At 36.0% G+C, this 13,933-nt stretch carries 16 protein-coding genes, 1 pseudogene and 1 riboswitch; of the genes and pseudogenes, 6 read left to right on the top strand and 11 right to left on the bottom strand.

The window, feature by feature from the left end; all coding sequences use genetic code 11:
* Positions 1–119: 119 nt before the first annotated feature.
* Positions 120–221, bottom strand: a riboswitch (purine riboswitch).
* A gap of 100 nt (positions 222–321) precedes the next feature.
* Positions 322–543, bottom strand: coding sequence for a DUF1541 domain-containing protein (locus BMY57_RS14660; protein ID WP_091775916.1), 222 nt, complete (start codon positions 541–543; stop codon positions 322–324).
* Entirely contained in the window at positions 544–702 is a 159-nt protein-coding gene (locus BMY57_RS15970; protein WP_369678868.1) for a DUF1541 domain-containing protein, read from the bottom strand. It lies immediately after the preceding gene.
* Between the two features lie 34 nt (positions 703–736).
* On the opposite strand from BMY57_RS15970, the gene BMY57_RS16530 reads away from it, so the two are divergent.
* Positions 737–1,165 carry an MFS transporter gene (locus BMY57_RS16530; protein ID WP_369678867.1) on the top strand — a complete coding sequence of 143 codons (429 nt, stop codon included), beginning with the start codon at positions 737–739 and terminating at the stop codon, positions 1,163–1,165.
* A gap of 5 nt (positions 1,166–1,170) precedes the next feature.
* Positions 1,171–1,506, top strand: coding sequence for a hypothetical protein (locus BMY57_RS14665; protein ID WP_091775919.1), 336 nt, complete (start codon positions 1,171–1,173; stop codon positions 1,504–1,506).
* A gap of 92 nt (positions 1,507–1,598) precedes the next feature.
* Here the strand turns inward: BMY57_RS14665 and BMY57_RS14670 are convergent, their stop codons facing one another.
* The 4 genes and pseudogenes from BMY57_RS14670 to BMY57_RS14685 form a co-directional block, all read right to left on the bottom strand.
* Positions 1,599–2,234, bottom strand: coding sequence for a helix-turn-helix transcriptional regulator (locus BMY57_RS14670; RefSeq protein ID WP_091775921.1), 636 nt, complete (start codon positions 2,232–2,234; stop codon positions 1,599–1,601).
* A gap of 340 nt (positions 2,235–2,574) precedes the next feature.
* Positions 2,575–3,057 (bottom strand): annotated as a pseudogene (locus BMY57_RS14675) (DinB family protein).
* 145 nt (positions 3,058–3,202) lie between these two features.
* Positions 3,203–3,679 (bottom strand): GNAT family N-acetyltransferase, encoded by a 477-nt coding sequence (locus tag BMY57_RS14680; protein ID WP_091775924.1) that lies wholly within the window; start codon positions 3,677–3,679, stop codon positions 3,203–3,205.
* Between the two features lie 107 nt (positions 3,680–3,786).
* The gene (locus BMY57_RS14685; protein ID WP_091775926.1) at positions 3,787–4,116 is read right to left on the bottom strand and encodes a DUF262 domain-containing protein; all 330 of its coding nucleotides are present in this window, start codon (positions 4,114–4,116) and stop codon (positions 3,787–3,789) included.
* A gap of 670 nt (positions 4,117–4,786) precedes the next feature.
* On the opposite strand from BMY57_RS14685, the gene BMY57_RS14695 reads away from it, so the two are divergent.
* The gene (locus BMY57_RS14695; protein ID WP_091775932.1) at positions 4,787–5,227 is read left to right on the top strand and encodes a cell wall hydrolase; all 441 of its coding nucleotides are present in this window, start codon (positions 4,787–4,789) and stop codon (positions 5,225–5,227) included.
* A gap of 58 nt (positions 5,228–5,285) precedes the next feature.
* On the opposite strand, the gene BMY57_RS14700 is transcribed toward BMY57_RS14695, so the two are convergent.
* Positions 5,286–5,975, bottom strand: coding sequence for a YwaF family protein (locus tag BMY57_RS14700; RefSeq protein ID WP_175615756.1), 690 nt, complete (start codon positions 5,973–5,975; stop codon positions 5,286–5,288).
* 457 nt (positions 5,976–6,432) lie between these two features.
* On the opposite strand from BMY57_RS14700, the gene BMY57_RS14705 reads away from it, so the two are divergent.
* Both BMY57_RS14705 and BMY57_RS14710 read left to right on the top strand, forming a co-directional pair.
* Positions 6,433–7,338, top strand: coding sequence for a glycine betaine ABC transporter substrate-binding protein (locus tag BMY57_RS14705; RefSeq protein ID WP_091775937.1), 906 nt, complete (start codon positions 6,433–6,435; stop codon positions 7,336–7,338).
* Between the two features lie 157 nt (positions 7,339–7,495).
* A complete protein-coding gene (locus BMY57_RS14710; RefSeq protein ID WP_091775940.1) occupies positions 7,496–7,873 on the top strand; it encodes a hypothetical protein in 378 nt (125 codons plus the stop codon).
* Positions 7,874–8,028: 155 nt separating this feature from the next.
* On the opposite strand, the gene betA is transcribed toward BMY57_RS14710, so the two are convergent.
* Positions 8,029–9,714: a choline dehydrogenase gene (betA, locus tag BMY57_RS14715; protein ID WP_091775944.1), complete on the bottom strand. Its 1,686-nt coding sequence runs from the start codon at positions 9,712–9,714 to the stop codon at positions 8,029–8,031.
* A gap of 40 nt (positions 9,715–9,754) precedes the next feature.
* Positions 9,755–11,221 carry a betaine-aldehyde dehydrogenase gene (gene betB, locus BMY57_RS14720; protein ID WP_091775947.1) on the bottom strand — a complete coding sequence of 489 codons (1,467 nt, stop codon included), beginning with the start codon at positions 11,219–11,221 and terminating at the stop codon, positions 9,755–9,757.
* A gap of 225 nt (positions 11,222–11,446) precedes the next feature.
* Here betB and cudC point away from each other — a divergent pair, with 225 nt between their 5' ends.
* On the top strand, positions 11,447–12,022 hold the full coding sequence (gene cudC, locus BMY57_RS14725) for a choline uptake/conversion transcriptional regulator CudC (protein WP_091775950.1): 576 nt from the start codon (positions 11,447–11,449) through the stop codon (positions 12,020–12,022).
* Positions 12,023–12,108: 86 nt separating this feature from the next.
* On the opposite strand, the gene rlmD is transcribed toward cudC, so the two are convergent.
* Together rlmD and BMY57_RS14735 are read right to left on the bottom strand one after the other, a co-directional pair.
* A complete protein-coding gene (gene rlmD, locus BMY57_RS14730) occupies positions 12,109–13,509 on the bottom strand; it encodes a 23S rRNA (uracil(1939)-C(5))-methyltransferase RlmD (RefSeq protein ID WP_091775952.1) in 1,401 nt (466 codons plus the stop codon).
* A 142-nt stretch (positions 13,510–13,651) separates the two neighbouring features.
* A partial coding sequence (locus tag BMY57_RS14735; RefSeq protein ID WP_143063855.1) for a transposase occupies positions 13,652–13,933 on the bottom strand: 282 nt, incomplete at its 5' end.

Below are 13,933 nucleotides of genomic sequence, written 5' to 3' on the forward strand. Positions count from 1 at the left end.
AAAATAAAAAAAGCCGAATGCCAAGAATCACCAATGACTATAAGCGATTCATCACATTCGACTTTGTCTTTATAAAATAGAATACAAGACTCCATACAAGCTTAAGATACTTGTATGTTCGTATTATGAAGATTACTTGTAGTCAAGTCATTTACGGTAACTTGGTAGAAACTTGTGGGCCATATTCCCACGATTATACAAGTGTAAATTTATTTAGTTGTTCGTGTATGTTTGTGATTATATATTAATTTATAAAAAAATGAAACCCCATTTTCTAAAAAAACGAACAAAATTTAGAAAATGGGGTTTTAAGTACGTGTTTTAATATAATCGCTCCAGTTCTTCCTCGACAACCCACTTATGATTCGTCACCTTCAAACCATTAGGGAGTTCAAAGTCGACCATATAAACCGTCGTCGGAATGGAATAATCGATTGTATGTATCGCATCGTTCATCCCTTTCATATGTTGCGCATGAGTTAAGACTTCCGCGCCGTCATCCAAAGGGTCAGCCGTTACATCCACGAGCTCCTCATGCACCACTCACTTATGCTCCTGCACTCGCATACCAGTATTCGTTGATGTATAAATCGTCGCGTAAGCAATGGGCTCATACGCCCCAACAATGGTCACTTCAACCCCAGCCATATGATCAGCCCGACTAGATTTAATTCGAATACCTATTATATTTTCTATTGTTATTTTAGATTACCTAGACTTACTTTTCTATTCATATTTGTTAATTGTAAGTTTTCTAATTCAGAGCGTCGGCTGTTTTTTAAATCCAACGTTTAGAACGATACTGCCTATCATAACAAAAGAAGAAAAAAGAACCGAAGTCAATAGTATATACGATACTTTAACTAGAGGTGTAACTGTTTTAAGCCCTTTTCTGTCGGTATGGTTATTAAACCATTATGGAGTTATTCACTTTTTCACTATAGATATGATCACTTACGCAATTAGTGCATATTGTATTTCAAGAGTAGACATCAAAGAAAGGAAAGAAATAGTTAACAAATCTATTAAAAAGTTTTTAGTTCAATCGCAGAATTTTGCCTTATGGGTTAGAGCACACTCGACTATAAAAAAACTCTTTTATTTCACCTTTATAACCGTATTTTTTAATACGTGGTCCTGGGAAGTTGGCCTTTACTTGCATTAAGTGAGATGAGTTCGAAAAGTGAGAAATTGTACAGTATTATTCAAGGCATTTTTGGATGTGTTGTCATTCTTACAAATCTTATAATTCCATTTACCCTAACTAAAATGACCATTAAGGTGTATCTGGTTGGAGCGATCATTTGGGGATTCGGAATTGCTTATTACGGTTTTTTCTATAACATTCATTCATTTTTTATTGGCAGCGCAATAGTAGCTATTGGATTGCCAATCGCTAGTTTAACACGTATATACCTTATTCAATCACTTGTACCTGAGGAAAAATGGGGAGAGCATTTAGTTCAAATGCAGTTCTGCTATATCTTTCAAATACAATTTCTTTAGGCATATACGGATTTCTAGTATCATTCATTTCAATACAAAAATTAATGCTGTCTAGTGGAATCTTAATCATTATTACAAGCGTTATAGGTTTACTATGGGCGATGCATAAAACGAAATTCCGTTGGCGTTTTATTATAAATTCTTTTAAATAATTGGTTATAAGTAGACACACTACTAAAACCATTTCCAAGTGCAATTGTTAATATAGATTGCTCTGACTGTATGAGCTGTTCCTGGCTTTTTAATAAACGATACAGTTGAAGCCATGAATAAGGAGATAAACCAATTTCCTCCTTAAAAAGGTGTGCGAACTGATATTTGCTCATACCTGCAACAAGAGACATTTGATCTAACGTCCAATTATCTTGATAGCTATCTTTTAACGCTTCTATTACTCTATTAATATTTTGCTTACTTATTATCTTTGGAAACTGATTTTGGTGTGAACCAGAACCATATTGAAGCATGAATATTGCTATTTGGGACAAGCTATTTTCAAGGAAAAGTTGATTGGACATGGAATTAGAATCCCTGTTAATCATCAAGAACTCTCTTATAAAAGATGTCCATTTATGAATCTGTGGATGCTTATATGGAAGTAAAGCAAATTCAGGTTCAACCATAATGATACCTAATTGAAGGGCCGTCTCTTTTAATAATGACGGTTGAATCTCGACTAAAAATTTTTCCTTTGTTGCTTTTAGTTGTTTATGGTCAACACTTGGCATTTAATATAATAAATTCATCTTGCCCTATGCGGACATCACTTTGACGAAACAGGTATTGAGCCTCACCAAATTGAGAGAAAATTAGTTTATAAGAATCATCGTTTCTCCAGTCTCGTTCATGTAAATGATCATATCGTATGAGAAGAAGTCCGTCATTCATTGTTATCTAAAATCATTATTTGTCTCCTGTTCATGAAATAATATCGTGTTGTTTAATCTTAACATTTATCAAAATTGGCAGAAATTATTTTTGATTTTTAATTCTCATACCATATTAGCCTTGATTATGTCTATAATAGGATTCAATCGCAGAAATTTAGACTATGCTAAAAGTATATTTCTATATTGTCTTTGAACTAAACTTCTTCATTTTACGAACATAATTGATTTGGCCGATATGATAGGCATTATGTGTAATGGCATTACCTAATAATTCCTACCACTCTGCCTTTACTGGAAAACCATTCACATTTGACTCAAGTTTTTCAACTGTGATAAATTCCTCCCACCGTAACAGAACGTTAAATAATTTTTCCTTAAGTTCCGTAAAGCTTTCATTGTCATGAATATGAAAGCTAGATGCATTATCATTCAGCGTTTCGATCGCATGAAAGTTAGAAGTCTCAAACCTCATTTGCCATACTTCATTCCAATAAATGAGGTGTTGTGTGATTTCAGCTATACTGTGACTTTCCTCATATGGTTTCCAAAAAGCTTCTTCGTTCGATAGTCCCTCTACTGATTCTTGAAAGGAGGCATACCAACTACGATCATTTACATTAGCTAAAAATTGGTCGACTAATATAGCTTTCGCATAAATCATTCGTTTCCACCTCCCTTGAGGTCGCACAACTTATTTAAACTTGTTCAACTTTTGGTATTTTATGTAATTCCCACTTCACCTTTGAACTCTATTAACCTATTCAAAGTTCTTCATTCCTTGACTAATTCTAAACCTAATATTCCAATCAATATTTTAGTATGAAAACAAACTCTTCAACCTCCATATTACGAGCATTCGCAAATCCCTTGTCTTCATCTACTATAAAAAAACCACACTTTTCGAGCACTCGCCTTGAACCAATATTATCTTTTGCGGCACGGGCATATAATGGACGCATAGGATCCAATCGCAGAAACTGTTTAAGTGCTTCGGTTGCAACACCCTTCCCCCAGCTCTCGCGATTAATCCAATAAGTCACTTCTCGTTCACCGAACATGTCAAAGCTAATCACATGACCCACTACCTTATTCTCCTGAATGATACTTTGCTTAAGGATCGTTTTCTCTGTCAAAATCTTATTCCAGTGATTACAAAACTGACTCCAATCTGATGGGTTTTTAGAAGTAAAAGCAGCCATGTAATTGGAGATAGGATCTTGTTGGTGTTCAAAGAAAATTGGTAGATCTCCTTCTTGAATATCCCTTAGTATAACTCGGTTCATAAAGCACCTCCTAAATTAACGAACCTACCTATAGTTAAATCCATTAGACTTCCACTAATATTAACATAATTTTTAAATTATTTTTAGCACAAATAAAACACGTGAATTCAATGTGAATCCACGCACTCAATCAATCTAAAATTTCCAACAACTTCTTTACCTGAAATAGCTGCCATAATAGCAGTTACACGCTGTTGCCCATCAATTAAAATTTTCTTACCATGCGAAACAGTACCATCTTTTAATCGTGTATCAGGGTTCTGCCAAGTAATTATGTAGCCTACCGGATAATCATTATATAACGAATCTAGTAAATCCCTAACTTTAGATGACTTCCATACAAACGGACGTTGAATTTCAGGGATCGCCACAATGTCTTGTTCAATCCAGCTGATTAACGCATTAATATTGGTGTTATTTACTTGATAATTAGACAAAATACCACCCCTAGTTACATGTATATTCCTATTTTACACAATTTTAACATAACCTTAAAATCATTGTTTCCAATAAAGATTGAAGTTCGTCCCAATTAATTGTACTAGGACAAGTTGATACAGTCATAACATGTACCACAGCGAGAGGAGTGGTATACGTATGACAAACCAACTATTTTTTGGAGATAACTTGAAGGTTCTTAAGAATTCTATTAAGAGCAATAGTATAGATTTAATATATCTTGACCCTCCGTTTAATAGCAGTAGAGATTATAACCAAATTTTTATTAATGAGTATAAAGAAAGTCCTTCTGCACAATTAAAAGTGTTTAATGATACTTAGTTTTGGGACAATGAAACTGAAAAAACATATCTAGAAACAATAAATTATTACAATAACGAGAATGTTTCCAACTTTTTGATATCAATGAGACAACTACTTGGTACCAACAAAGTACTAGCATATTTAACAATGATGGCTCCAAGATTATTAGAATTGTATAGAGTATTAAAGAAATCAGATTAAGTTTAGTTTTTCAGCTTCAAATCAAATCATTAGTAATTATTCATAAACGTCACTTTGGCTACTTAGTCACCATACTTATAAAACAAACATACAATATCATTTCTCATATTTATAGGTAAACACACTTTTTAGAGGTGATTTAAGTTGGCAAGAGTAGCCTATAATCAAAATGATATTAATTTGATCGCAAGGATGATGAGGGCAGAAGCTGAAGGTGAAGGGCAATTAGGGATGCTCATGGTAGGCAATGTCATTGTGAATCGTCTAAAAGCTGATTGTTTAGACTTCGAAGACTTAAGATCCATAGACGATGTCATTTACCAAGTACAAGGAAACAATTATTCATTTGAAGCTGTTCAAAAAGGAGATCTATTTTATAATCCAGCCAGAGGTGTAGAGAAAAAATTAGCCGAAAAAGTATTAAAATTTTGGAGGCAACACCCTGCCCAATATGCCCTTTGGTATTTTAACCCTTATGCTGAATGTCCTTCTACATGGTTCGGTCAACCGTTTACTGGTCAATATAAACAACATTGTTATTATGAACCACAACCCGCTACGTGTGAAAGTGTTTATGGGTGGTAATATACATCTTTGTAACACATTTTTTGTTCCCAAGAGATTAGCTAAATGGCTAGTCTCTTTATTTATAATTACTCATGGTCGTTTTCTCCTGAACCTTTAAGTATACCTTCTCTCCAAAATAAAATAAGATATACGTCACCACCAACACGCCTGGTATATAAAGCCAATCTGATAAATGAGAGAGAACGGGTTTATGTTTTAGGTAAAAATAGTTACCATCAACTATTGGGTTTACCATCAAGGCAATTAATAGATAAATCCCAAACCATAAGTTCGCACGATATTTATCAAGTTTGTTTATGGTGGCACGATAAGCCATCATCGCATAAAACGGCAATAACAATGTGATTACATGATTAATAAAAAAACTAATTCCTAATGGATGCGTGATGCCATAGACGCGACTTGGGTATATAAAGCTGGCCCAAGCATACAAACTGAAGAAGCATAAGACTCCAAATAACTTTTCATTTCTTGTAAGTAAATAAATAATACCTAGAATGGTGTTAACGCGACTAATATGTAATGGCAGTGATTCTGATAGGTCGAAATTCATGAGGACAGCGTATGATCCATAGAGTAAGATTTGCTGAGAGATGCTAATGATAAGGATGATCATCGTGATGATTCTTCGTTTATTCTTCAAGGTACTGCGATAGTAAATCATTAAAGAGCCTATAAGGACAAGTCCAACTATATAAATAAGATGGTCAGGTCCAAAGATTGGAATATATCCCTCACGTTCCAAATTAACCAACCCTTCTGCTTGATCACTTAAATTAACTTTAACATAATTTTCACGTTTAATTGAATATAGATCTCATTTTAATTCGCCCTTCCCCCTTGACATATATTTTATACACGTTAACATAAAGAGTATAAAGAACGTTTTAAAATTATTTAACAAATGTCTTTACCTATTTATTTTGAATCCCACCGCTTGGTGTTGTAAGAAAGGGTTAAAGCTAATATAATCAATAGTGGCTTCAATGATTATTTGCGTCATGATGAAAACATCAAGTTTTATTAGTTTTAAGTCATCTGGGATCCTATAGAACGGTAGTTTAGCCTACCTATTATATAGAAATATGGCTTATCTCTTTTTGAGATGAGCTTTTGTTTATCGCTATCGTTAAAATATTTCTAAACAGATTTAATGTTTTGAAGTATTTTAATAAAAATATAAAAGGGGAGTTTTTTTAACAATGAATAATTGGAAAAAAGCACTTATTGTAATTTCAGCACTGTTATTGATTGCTGTACTGGCAGCTTGTGGTGACGGTAATGAGGAATCTAACAGTGAACAATCAGAAGAGGAGTCCAATACAGAAGTTAATGAAGAAGAAATCACCATTGGACAAATTAATTGGGCAGAAAATATTGCCGTCACTAATATGTGGAAAGTGATCTTAGAAGATAAAGGTTATAACGTAGAGTTAAGCTTACTAGACATGGGAACTATGATGCAGTCTTTAGAGAGTGGCGACTTAGATGCTAATTTAGAAGTATGGTTACCCGTTCAAGATGCTAATTATCTAGAGCAATATGAAGATACAGTTAACTTCTCGGATACTACTTGGTTTGACAATGCAAAAGTAGGACTTGTTGTTCCAGAATATTTAGAAGAAGTTAATAGTGTAGAAGACTTAAACGAACATAAAGATATGTTTAATGGTGAAATTGTCGGTTTTGATCCTGGCGCGGGTACGATGGAAGTTACAGAAGATTTAATTAAAGATTATAACCTTGAGTTTGAGCTACTTCCTAGTTCTGAACCTGCTATGTTAACTCAAATTGGAGAAGCAGTCGAAAATGAAGAACCAATCGTAGCACCACTTTGGACTCCGCACTGGATTTTCTCTGAGTATGACCTTAAATTCTTAGAAGATCCGAAAAATGTTTATGGTGGCGTTGAGAAAATTCACCATGCGACTCGTACAGATTTCGCAGACGATTATCCTAAAGTCAGTGAATACTTTAATAACTGGAAGATGAATGACGAACAAATTGGTGAGCTAATCAACTATGTTGAAAATGCAGAAGAACCAATTGAAGGTGCAGAAAAATGGGTTGAAGAAAATCAGGAATTAATTGATGAGTGGGTAAATTAAAAGATATATTATAAGAATTAACAGAGCTAGTCCCTCATTGAAGAGACTAGCTTTTTTTGTATTACATTAATTTTATATCCATCAATTTTTAAGCAGGAATTTATGGCATTAAATTAGAACAATATAGAAGATCTGTATTTTTTTGAGGAGGGACCATGTGAGGAATATCATTTTGCTTTTATCAATTTTACTACTACCTTCGTGTATTGCAGATACTGATCAACTTACTTTTCAAAATGAAACTGGTCATTGGCAAGTTGAATATCATGTTGACATAAAAGGAGAAGACAGTGAATCTACGAGACTTTTCCTAAAGTATGTTGGTGAAGGTGAAGCACCAGAAAACATCAATTATAGGATTGACAGCGTAACTGGAAGTAATGGAGGGAACAATACTCTTTTAAAGAATGGTTTGCTTGATATATCTCTAGGTTCTTGTTCCGGATGTTCTATTACAAGAGAAGATGAGGAAATTGAAATAACGATTGAGTGGAATAACGATAGTGAAACGTTTATGTTAAATAACAATAGCTAATAAAGCTGGCTTCTCTAATCGAGAACCAGCTTTATTGTATTTTCACCTATATAACAAAAAAGTAGTCCAGTTTAGGAGTTTATTTTCCAAAACTGAACTACTTATTCGACCAAATATGTTTTAACAGGGGGTAATACATTTAGCTTTAGCAATCTTTAGCTTTTTACAACTCCAGCTTCTGCTAAATCTACGCCATGACGGTAGTAGTCTAAATACTCAGGCTTAAGGGGTTCTTTTCCGAGAATTAAATCTGCTGCTTTTTCTGCTAGCATTAGGACGGGTGCGTGAATGTTACCATTCGTCACATATGGCATAGCAGATGCATCCACTACTCTTACATTGTCTAGTCCGTGAACTTTCATTGATTTTGGGTCAACTACTGCCATAGGGTCTGATTCTGGTCCCATTTTAGCCGTACAAGACGGATGAAGAGCTGTCTCAGCATCTTGTTTCACCCATTCCAAGATCTCTTCATCTGTTTGAACAGATGGTCCAGGTGAAATTTCACCTGAATTATATGGTTTCATAGCTGGTTGATCCATAATGTTTCTTGTAAGGCGTACGGCTTCAATCCACTCACGTCTGTCTTGTTCAGTTGAGAGATAGTTATACACCATGCTTGGATGCTCTTTAGGATCTTTCGAACGAATCTTTAATGATCCTCGTGCATCAGAGTACATAGGACCAACGTGTACTTGGAATCCGTGCTTCGTATCAGCTTTTTGTCCATCATAACGTACCGCAACTGGTAAGAAGTGATACATTAAGTTAGGATAGTCGACTTCTTCATTCGACCGGATGAAACCTCCACCTTCAAAGTGGTTTGTTGCGGCTGGACCTTTACGTCCAAGTAGCCATTGTAATCCAATCCAAGGCATACGTAATTTATTTAAGCTTGGTTGCTGTGATACCGGTTGTGGACAAGAGTACTGGATATAAGCTTCTAAGTGATCTTGAAGGTTTTCACCAACACCTGGAAGATTGACGACCGGTTTAATACCTAGTGATTCTAAGTGCTCTGCATCACCCACACCTGATAATTGTAGTAATTGTGGTGTGTTGATCGCACCTCCAGCAAGAACGACTTCACCTGCACTCACTGTATGGTTTTTACCGTTACGACGATATGTCACGCCAGTCGCTTTTGTGCCATCGAATTCAATGCCTGATACAAAAGCACGTGTACGAATCGTTAAGTTTTGACGACTTTTAATTGGATCTAAATAAGCACGTGAAGCTGAAAAGCGTCGACCTTTGTAAACATGTTTATCAAATGGACCGAATCCCTCTTGGCGATAACCGTTCACATCTGGTGTTCGATTGTATCCTGCTTCAACCGCTGCATCAAAAAAAGCTTGGAATAAAGGATTCTTAGCTGGACCACGTTCTAATTTAACTGGACCATCATGGCCACGGTAGGGGTCGTCTGGATCAGCCGCTAGGGCGTTTTCTAAACGTTTGAAATATGGAAGTACATGTGCAAAGTTCCATGTTTCCATCCCTTCATCAGCTCCCCAACGTTCATAGTCCATTGGGTTACCACGTTGATAAATCATACCGTTGATGGAACTTGAACCACCAAGTACTTTCCCGCGAGCGTGCTTAATGCGACGTCCATCCATATATGGTTCAGGATCTGATTCATATTTCCAGTCGTATAAGCTTTTACCAGCTGGGAACGGTAATGCTGCTGGCATTTGGATTAATAAATCCCATGCATAGTCACGACGTCCTGCTTCTAGTATTAACACTTTATTATTTTTATCTTCACTTAAACGGTTACCGAGTACGGAGCCCGCACTTCCGCCACCAATGATGACATAATCGAATTTTTCTGTCATATTCAGACCTCCTTGAATGTTGTTAGAACAGTTGATGTTTTTATTTAAACCAATTCAATGGTTCTGGTTTCAAATTGCGATAAATGTGCTTTGTTTCTGTGTATTCTTCTAATCCCGCTTTGCCTAACTCACGACCAATGCCGGATTGTTTATATCCACCCCAAGGTGCTTGAGCGAAATACGGGTGAAAGTCGTTGATCCAGACTGTCCCCATGCGTAATTGAGCTGACACGCGTTCAGCTTTATCAATGTCTGTAGTAAATACGGCACCTGCAAGCCCATAAATTGTGTCATTCGCTAGGTGTACGGCTTCATCTTCATCTTTAAAACGTTCAACTGTTAATACTGGGCCGAATACTTCTTCTTGCACGATTCTCATATCAGAACGACAATCTGTCATAATCGTTGGCAAGTAGAAGAAACCATTTTGTAGCTCGGGATCTTCAGGGCGAGAACCGCCAACTAAGACAGTCGCACCTTCTTCTTTTCCGATTTCCACGTATTTTTCAACTTTTGCGCGATGTTCTGCTGAAATTAATGGTCCTGATTGCGTCTCTTCATCAAATCCGTTACCTAATTTAATGCGTTTCGTACGTTCAACTAGCGCTTCCACGAATTCATCATGAATGGAATCTTCAACAAGTAATCTTGCACCTGCTGAGCACACTTGACCAGCATGAAAGAAAATAGCGTTTAATGCTTGGTCGACAGCTGTTTCGAAATCCGCATCTGCAAAAACGATGTTCGGATTTTTCCCGCCAAGCTCAAGCGCAATCTTCTTCACATTTCCGCTTGCTGTTTGCATAATCTTCTTACCTGTCTCGATACCACCTGTGAAAGAAATGAGATCAACGTCATGGCTTTCAGCTAGTTCGTTACCTACCGTTGTGCCTTCACCAAGAACAAGGTTGACAACACCCTTCGGAAAACCGACTTCCTCCATTAGTTCTGTTACTTTTATAGTTGTTAGTGGTGTAATTTCACTTGGTTTCATCACAATTGTATTTCCTGTCGCTAGTGCGGGAGCAATTTTCCAAGCTGCTTGTAATAGTGGATAGTTCCACGGTGTGATTTGACCACATACTCCAACTGGTTCACGAACGACTTTACTTTGACTATCCGGAATAGGTGATTCGATCATTTCTCCACCATCTTTATCAGCTAAACCGGCAAAATAACGAAAAACCCCTGCGATATCATCCATATCTGCACGGCTTTCTGTGATGGTTTTACCAGTATCAAGAGATTCTAGTTCTGCTAGTTCTTCTTTATCTCTTTCGATTAATTGTGCGATGTGAAGGACTTTCTTCCCTCTTTCAGTTGCAGGTGTTTGACTCCACTCCCCATGATCAAAAGCTTTTCGTGCAGCTGAGATGGCAAGTTTTGCATCCTCTTTATCCCCTTCAGCGACTGTTGCAATAACTTCCTGGTTAAACGGGTTAATGATATTCCTCGTCTTTCCTGAGCTTGCCTCAGTCCATTCCCCATTTATAAACATATTTTTCATTTATTATCCTCCTTACATTAATTTTATTAAATTATTTTTTAACGTATTTAACATTTTTAATGTTATCATAGTGGATATTTTTTGTAAACCAACACCCAATTTCTATAATATAAATTTTGACATTCACTCAAGATGCGGTATAGTTAAAGTTAAAGTAGTTTAATTTATATTTAATCATTTAAATTATAAAAATCTGCAAAACTCGATAGGAAAAGAGGGTTAACATTGGAAGGAAAAAAACAGCAGAAAGCAGAAGAATTACTGGAGCAAGCTGAAGGAGCTGTCATTGATGCTATCGCGGAAACTATGGATTTATACGGAGTCACACCATCAATAGGAAGATTATATGCAACCATGTATTTCAAGCATGATCCATTAACTCTTGATGATATGAAAGATGACCTTGGTATGAGTAAGCCAAGCATGAGTACCGCTGTTCGAAAGTTACAAGAAATCAATATTGTAAAGAAAGTCTGGAAAAAAGGCTCTCGCAAGGATCTATTTGTAGCAGAGAAAAATTTCTTTCAATATTTTTCTCATTTCTTTGGAGATAAATGGGAAAGAGAAGCTAAGTTAAATTTATCTGCTATAGATTATGCTGAGGAAATGCTACAACAGATTATTAATAATGATGATACCGAAGAAGAAGTGAAACAACGGGCTGAACAAGATTTACGACAACTTGAAGAGTATAGAATCTATTGTCATTGGTTGGAGAGGCTTGTCCACTCTGTAGAATCCGGTGAGATTTTTGAATTCTTACCAATTGAAGAAGCGAGTTCAAAAGACAACAATAAATAAAGTTTTTCTTGTTACTTATGAAAAAAGAGGTGGAATTACATCCACCTCTTTTATTAATATAATAAAATCTATTCAATTAAAAAAGATTACGATTCTTCTTCATTAGTTAATACAATCTCCGCAACCAACTCCACATGCACTGTATGTGGGAATAAATCAACTGGTTGTACGGATTTTAATTCATAATTAAATGGTTTTAACTCAGCTACATCTTCTGCAAATGAACTTGGATTACAGGATACATACACAATACGTTTTGGCTTAGAACGCCCGATTCGACGCATCACTTTACCACCTGCACCTGAACGAGGTGGATCTAATAATAAAATATCTGGCTGCCCAAATTCTTCAAGTACATGATCAATTCCTCGACGTGCATCTTGTGCTATAAAGTACGTATTATCAATACCATTTTCCACAGCATTTCGTTTTGCCGATTCAATCGAACTTTCAACAATCTCAACACCAGCTAGCCTCTTCACACGACTCGCAAAAGGTAATGAAAACGTTCCAACTCCACAAAATAGATCAATCATCGTTTCGTGTTCTTTAGGTTGTCCAACTTCTAATGCCAAGTCTATTAATTTTTTAGCTTGTGTAGGGTTTGTTTGGAAAAATGTATCGTACCATAAACGATAACGATATCCATAGATTTCATCATAGATAAAGTCTCGACCTGCTAATACATGAATGGCTTCTGCATCCACACGATCTGCCCATAATGTGTTTTCTAACCACATTAAGCTTTTGACCTTAGTGAATTTACTAATCCGATTAATTAAGTCATTGACGGCTTCCTCAAGCTCTCCATTTGGTGATTGTGTCGCAATTAAAGCTAACATGATTTCACCAGTTGTAAAGGATTGACGAACCATTAAATGTCTTAATAATCCTGTATGCTCTTCTTTTTCATAACCTTTTAGACCGTGGTCTTTAGCCCACTCAGAAACTTCTAATGAAGCATTAACCATATCATCACTGGCAATTAAACACGTCTCAAGGTCAAAAACGTTTTTGAAATTCCCTTGTTCATGCATTCCCATGTTACCTTCAGGAGAGAATGTGAACTCCATTTTATTACGATAATCCCAAGGTCGATCCATTCCGATGGTTGGTTTGACGAGTTCTGGCTCAAAACCTTGGCTTTCAATTGCTTTTTTTACATACTCTGTTTTATGTTTTAACTGTCCTGAGTACTCCCAATGTTGCCAGACACATCCGCCACATATATCAAAATGAGGACATGGAGCAATCGTTCTTTCAGGACTTGCATCCATAACTTCTTTTAATTCTGTTTTACTCCACTTTTTAGTTGGATATAAAGCGTCCACTAACACTTCTTCACCTGGAATGGTTTGTGGAACGACTAATTTTAACTTTTTAGGATTGCCTTTTTCATTTTCTCGCCATACGACTGCCTGACCAGAACCGCGTTGATCTAATCTTTCGATTTTAGCTTGAAACTGTTCTTTCTCTTCTTGGGACATATGTAAAATCCTCCTAACTTCACACCTATAGCTTATCCAATCATCCATATAGAAAATACCACAAATCTAATGTTGATGATATAAAAACATTTTTATTAGGTTCTAAGTCAAATGTTGGGGTGAGCATACGCTCACTCCTAATTTAATTGATACGAACCCTTAAATTCTTATATTGATGATGCAATAACACCTTTAATCTAAAACGATCAAACCGTTTAAAGCCAAAGGCATTACGCTTAATCACTTTGGTTTGATTATTAATCCCTTCAACATACCCATTATGTAAATCAAATGCGAAGCTGTTCATGATTTGCTTTTGCCAATTTTGAAAGGTCGATATCGACCTTTCAAATTCTACAACTCCCGATGCCTTCACAAGGTCGTAATAACGATATAATTCTTCTTTAATCTCTTTAAGTTTATC

Origin of the sequence: Piscibacillus halophilus, assembly GCF_900110685.1 — a bacterium.
In the GTDB taxonomy this organism is placed as follows: domain Bacteria; phylum Bacillota; class Bacilli; order Bacillales; family Alkalibacillaceae; genus Piscibacillus; species Piscibacillus halophilus.

Excerpts from the sequence above, each read along its gene's own strand:
- BMY57_RS14665 (WP_091775919.1), top strand. The coding sequence starts at position 1,171 with ATGAGTTCGAAAAGTGAGAAATTGTACAGTATTATTCAAGGCATTTTT.
- BMY57_RS14670 (WP_091775921.1), bottom strand. The coding sequence starts at position 2,234 with ATGCCAAGTGTTGACCATAAACAACTAAAAGCAACAAAGGAAAAATTT.
- BMY57_RS14680 (WP_091775924.1), bottom strand. The coding sequence starts at position 3,679 with ATGAACCGAGTTATACTAAGGGATATTCAAGAAGGAGATCTACCAATT.
- BMY57_RS14705 (WP_091775937.1), top strand. The coding sequence starts at position 6,433 with ATGAATAATTGGAAAAAAGCACTTATTGTAATTTCAGCACTGTTATTG.
- betA (WP_091775944.1), bottom strand. The coding sequence starts at position 9,714 with ATGACAGAAAAATTCGATTATGTCATCATTGGTGGCGGAAGTGCGGGC.
- betB (WP_091775947.1), bottom strand. The coding sequence starts at position 11,221 with ATGAAAAATATGTTTATAAATGGGGAATGGACTGAGGCAAGCTCAGGA.
- rlmD (WP_091775952.1), bottom strand. The coding sequence starts at position 13,509 with ATGTCCCAAGAAGAGAAAGAACAGTTTCAAGCTAAAATCGAAAGATTA.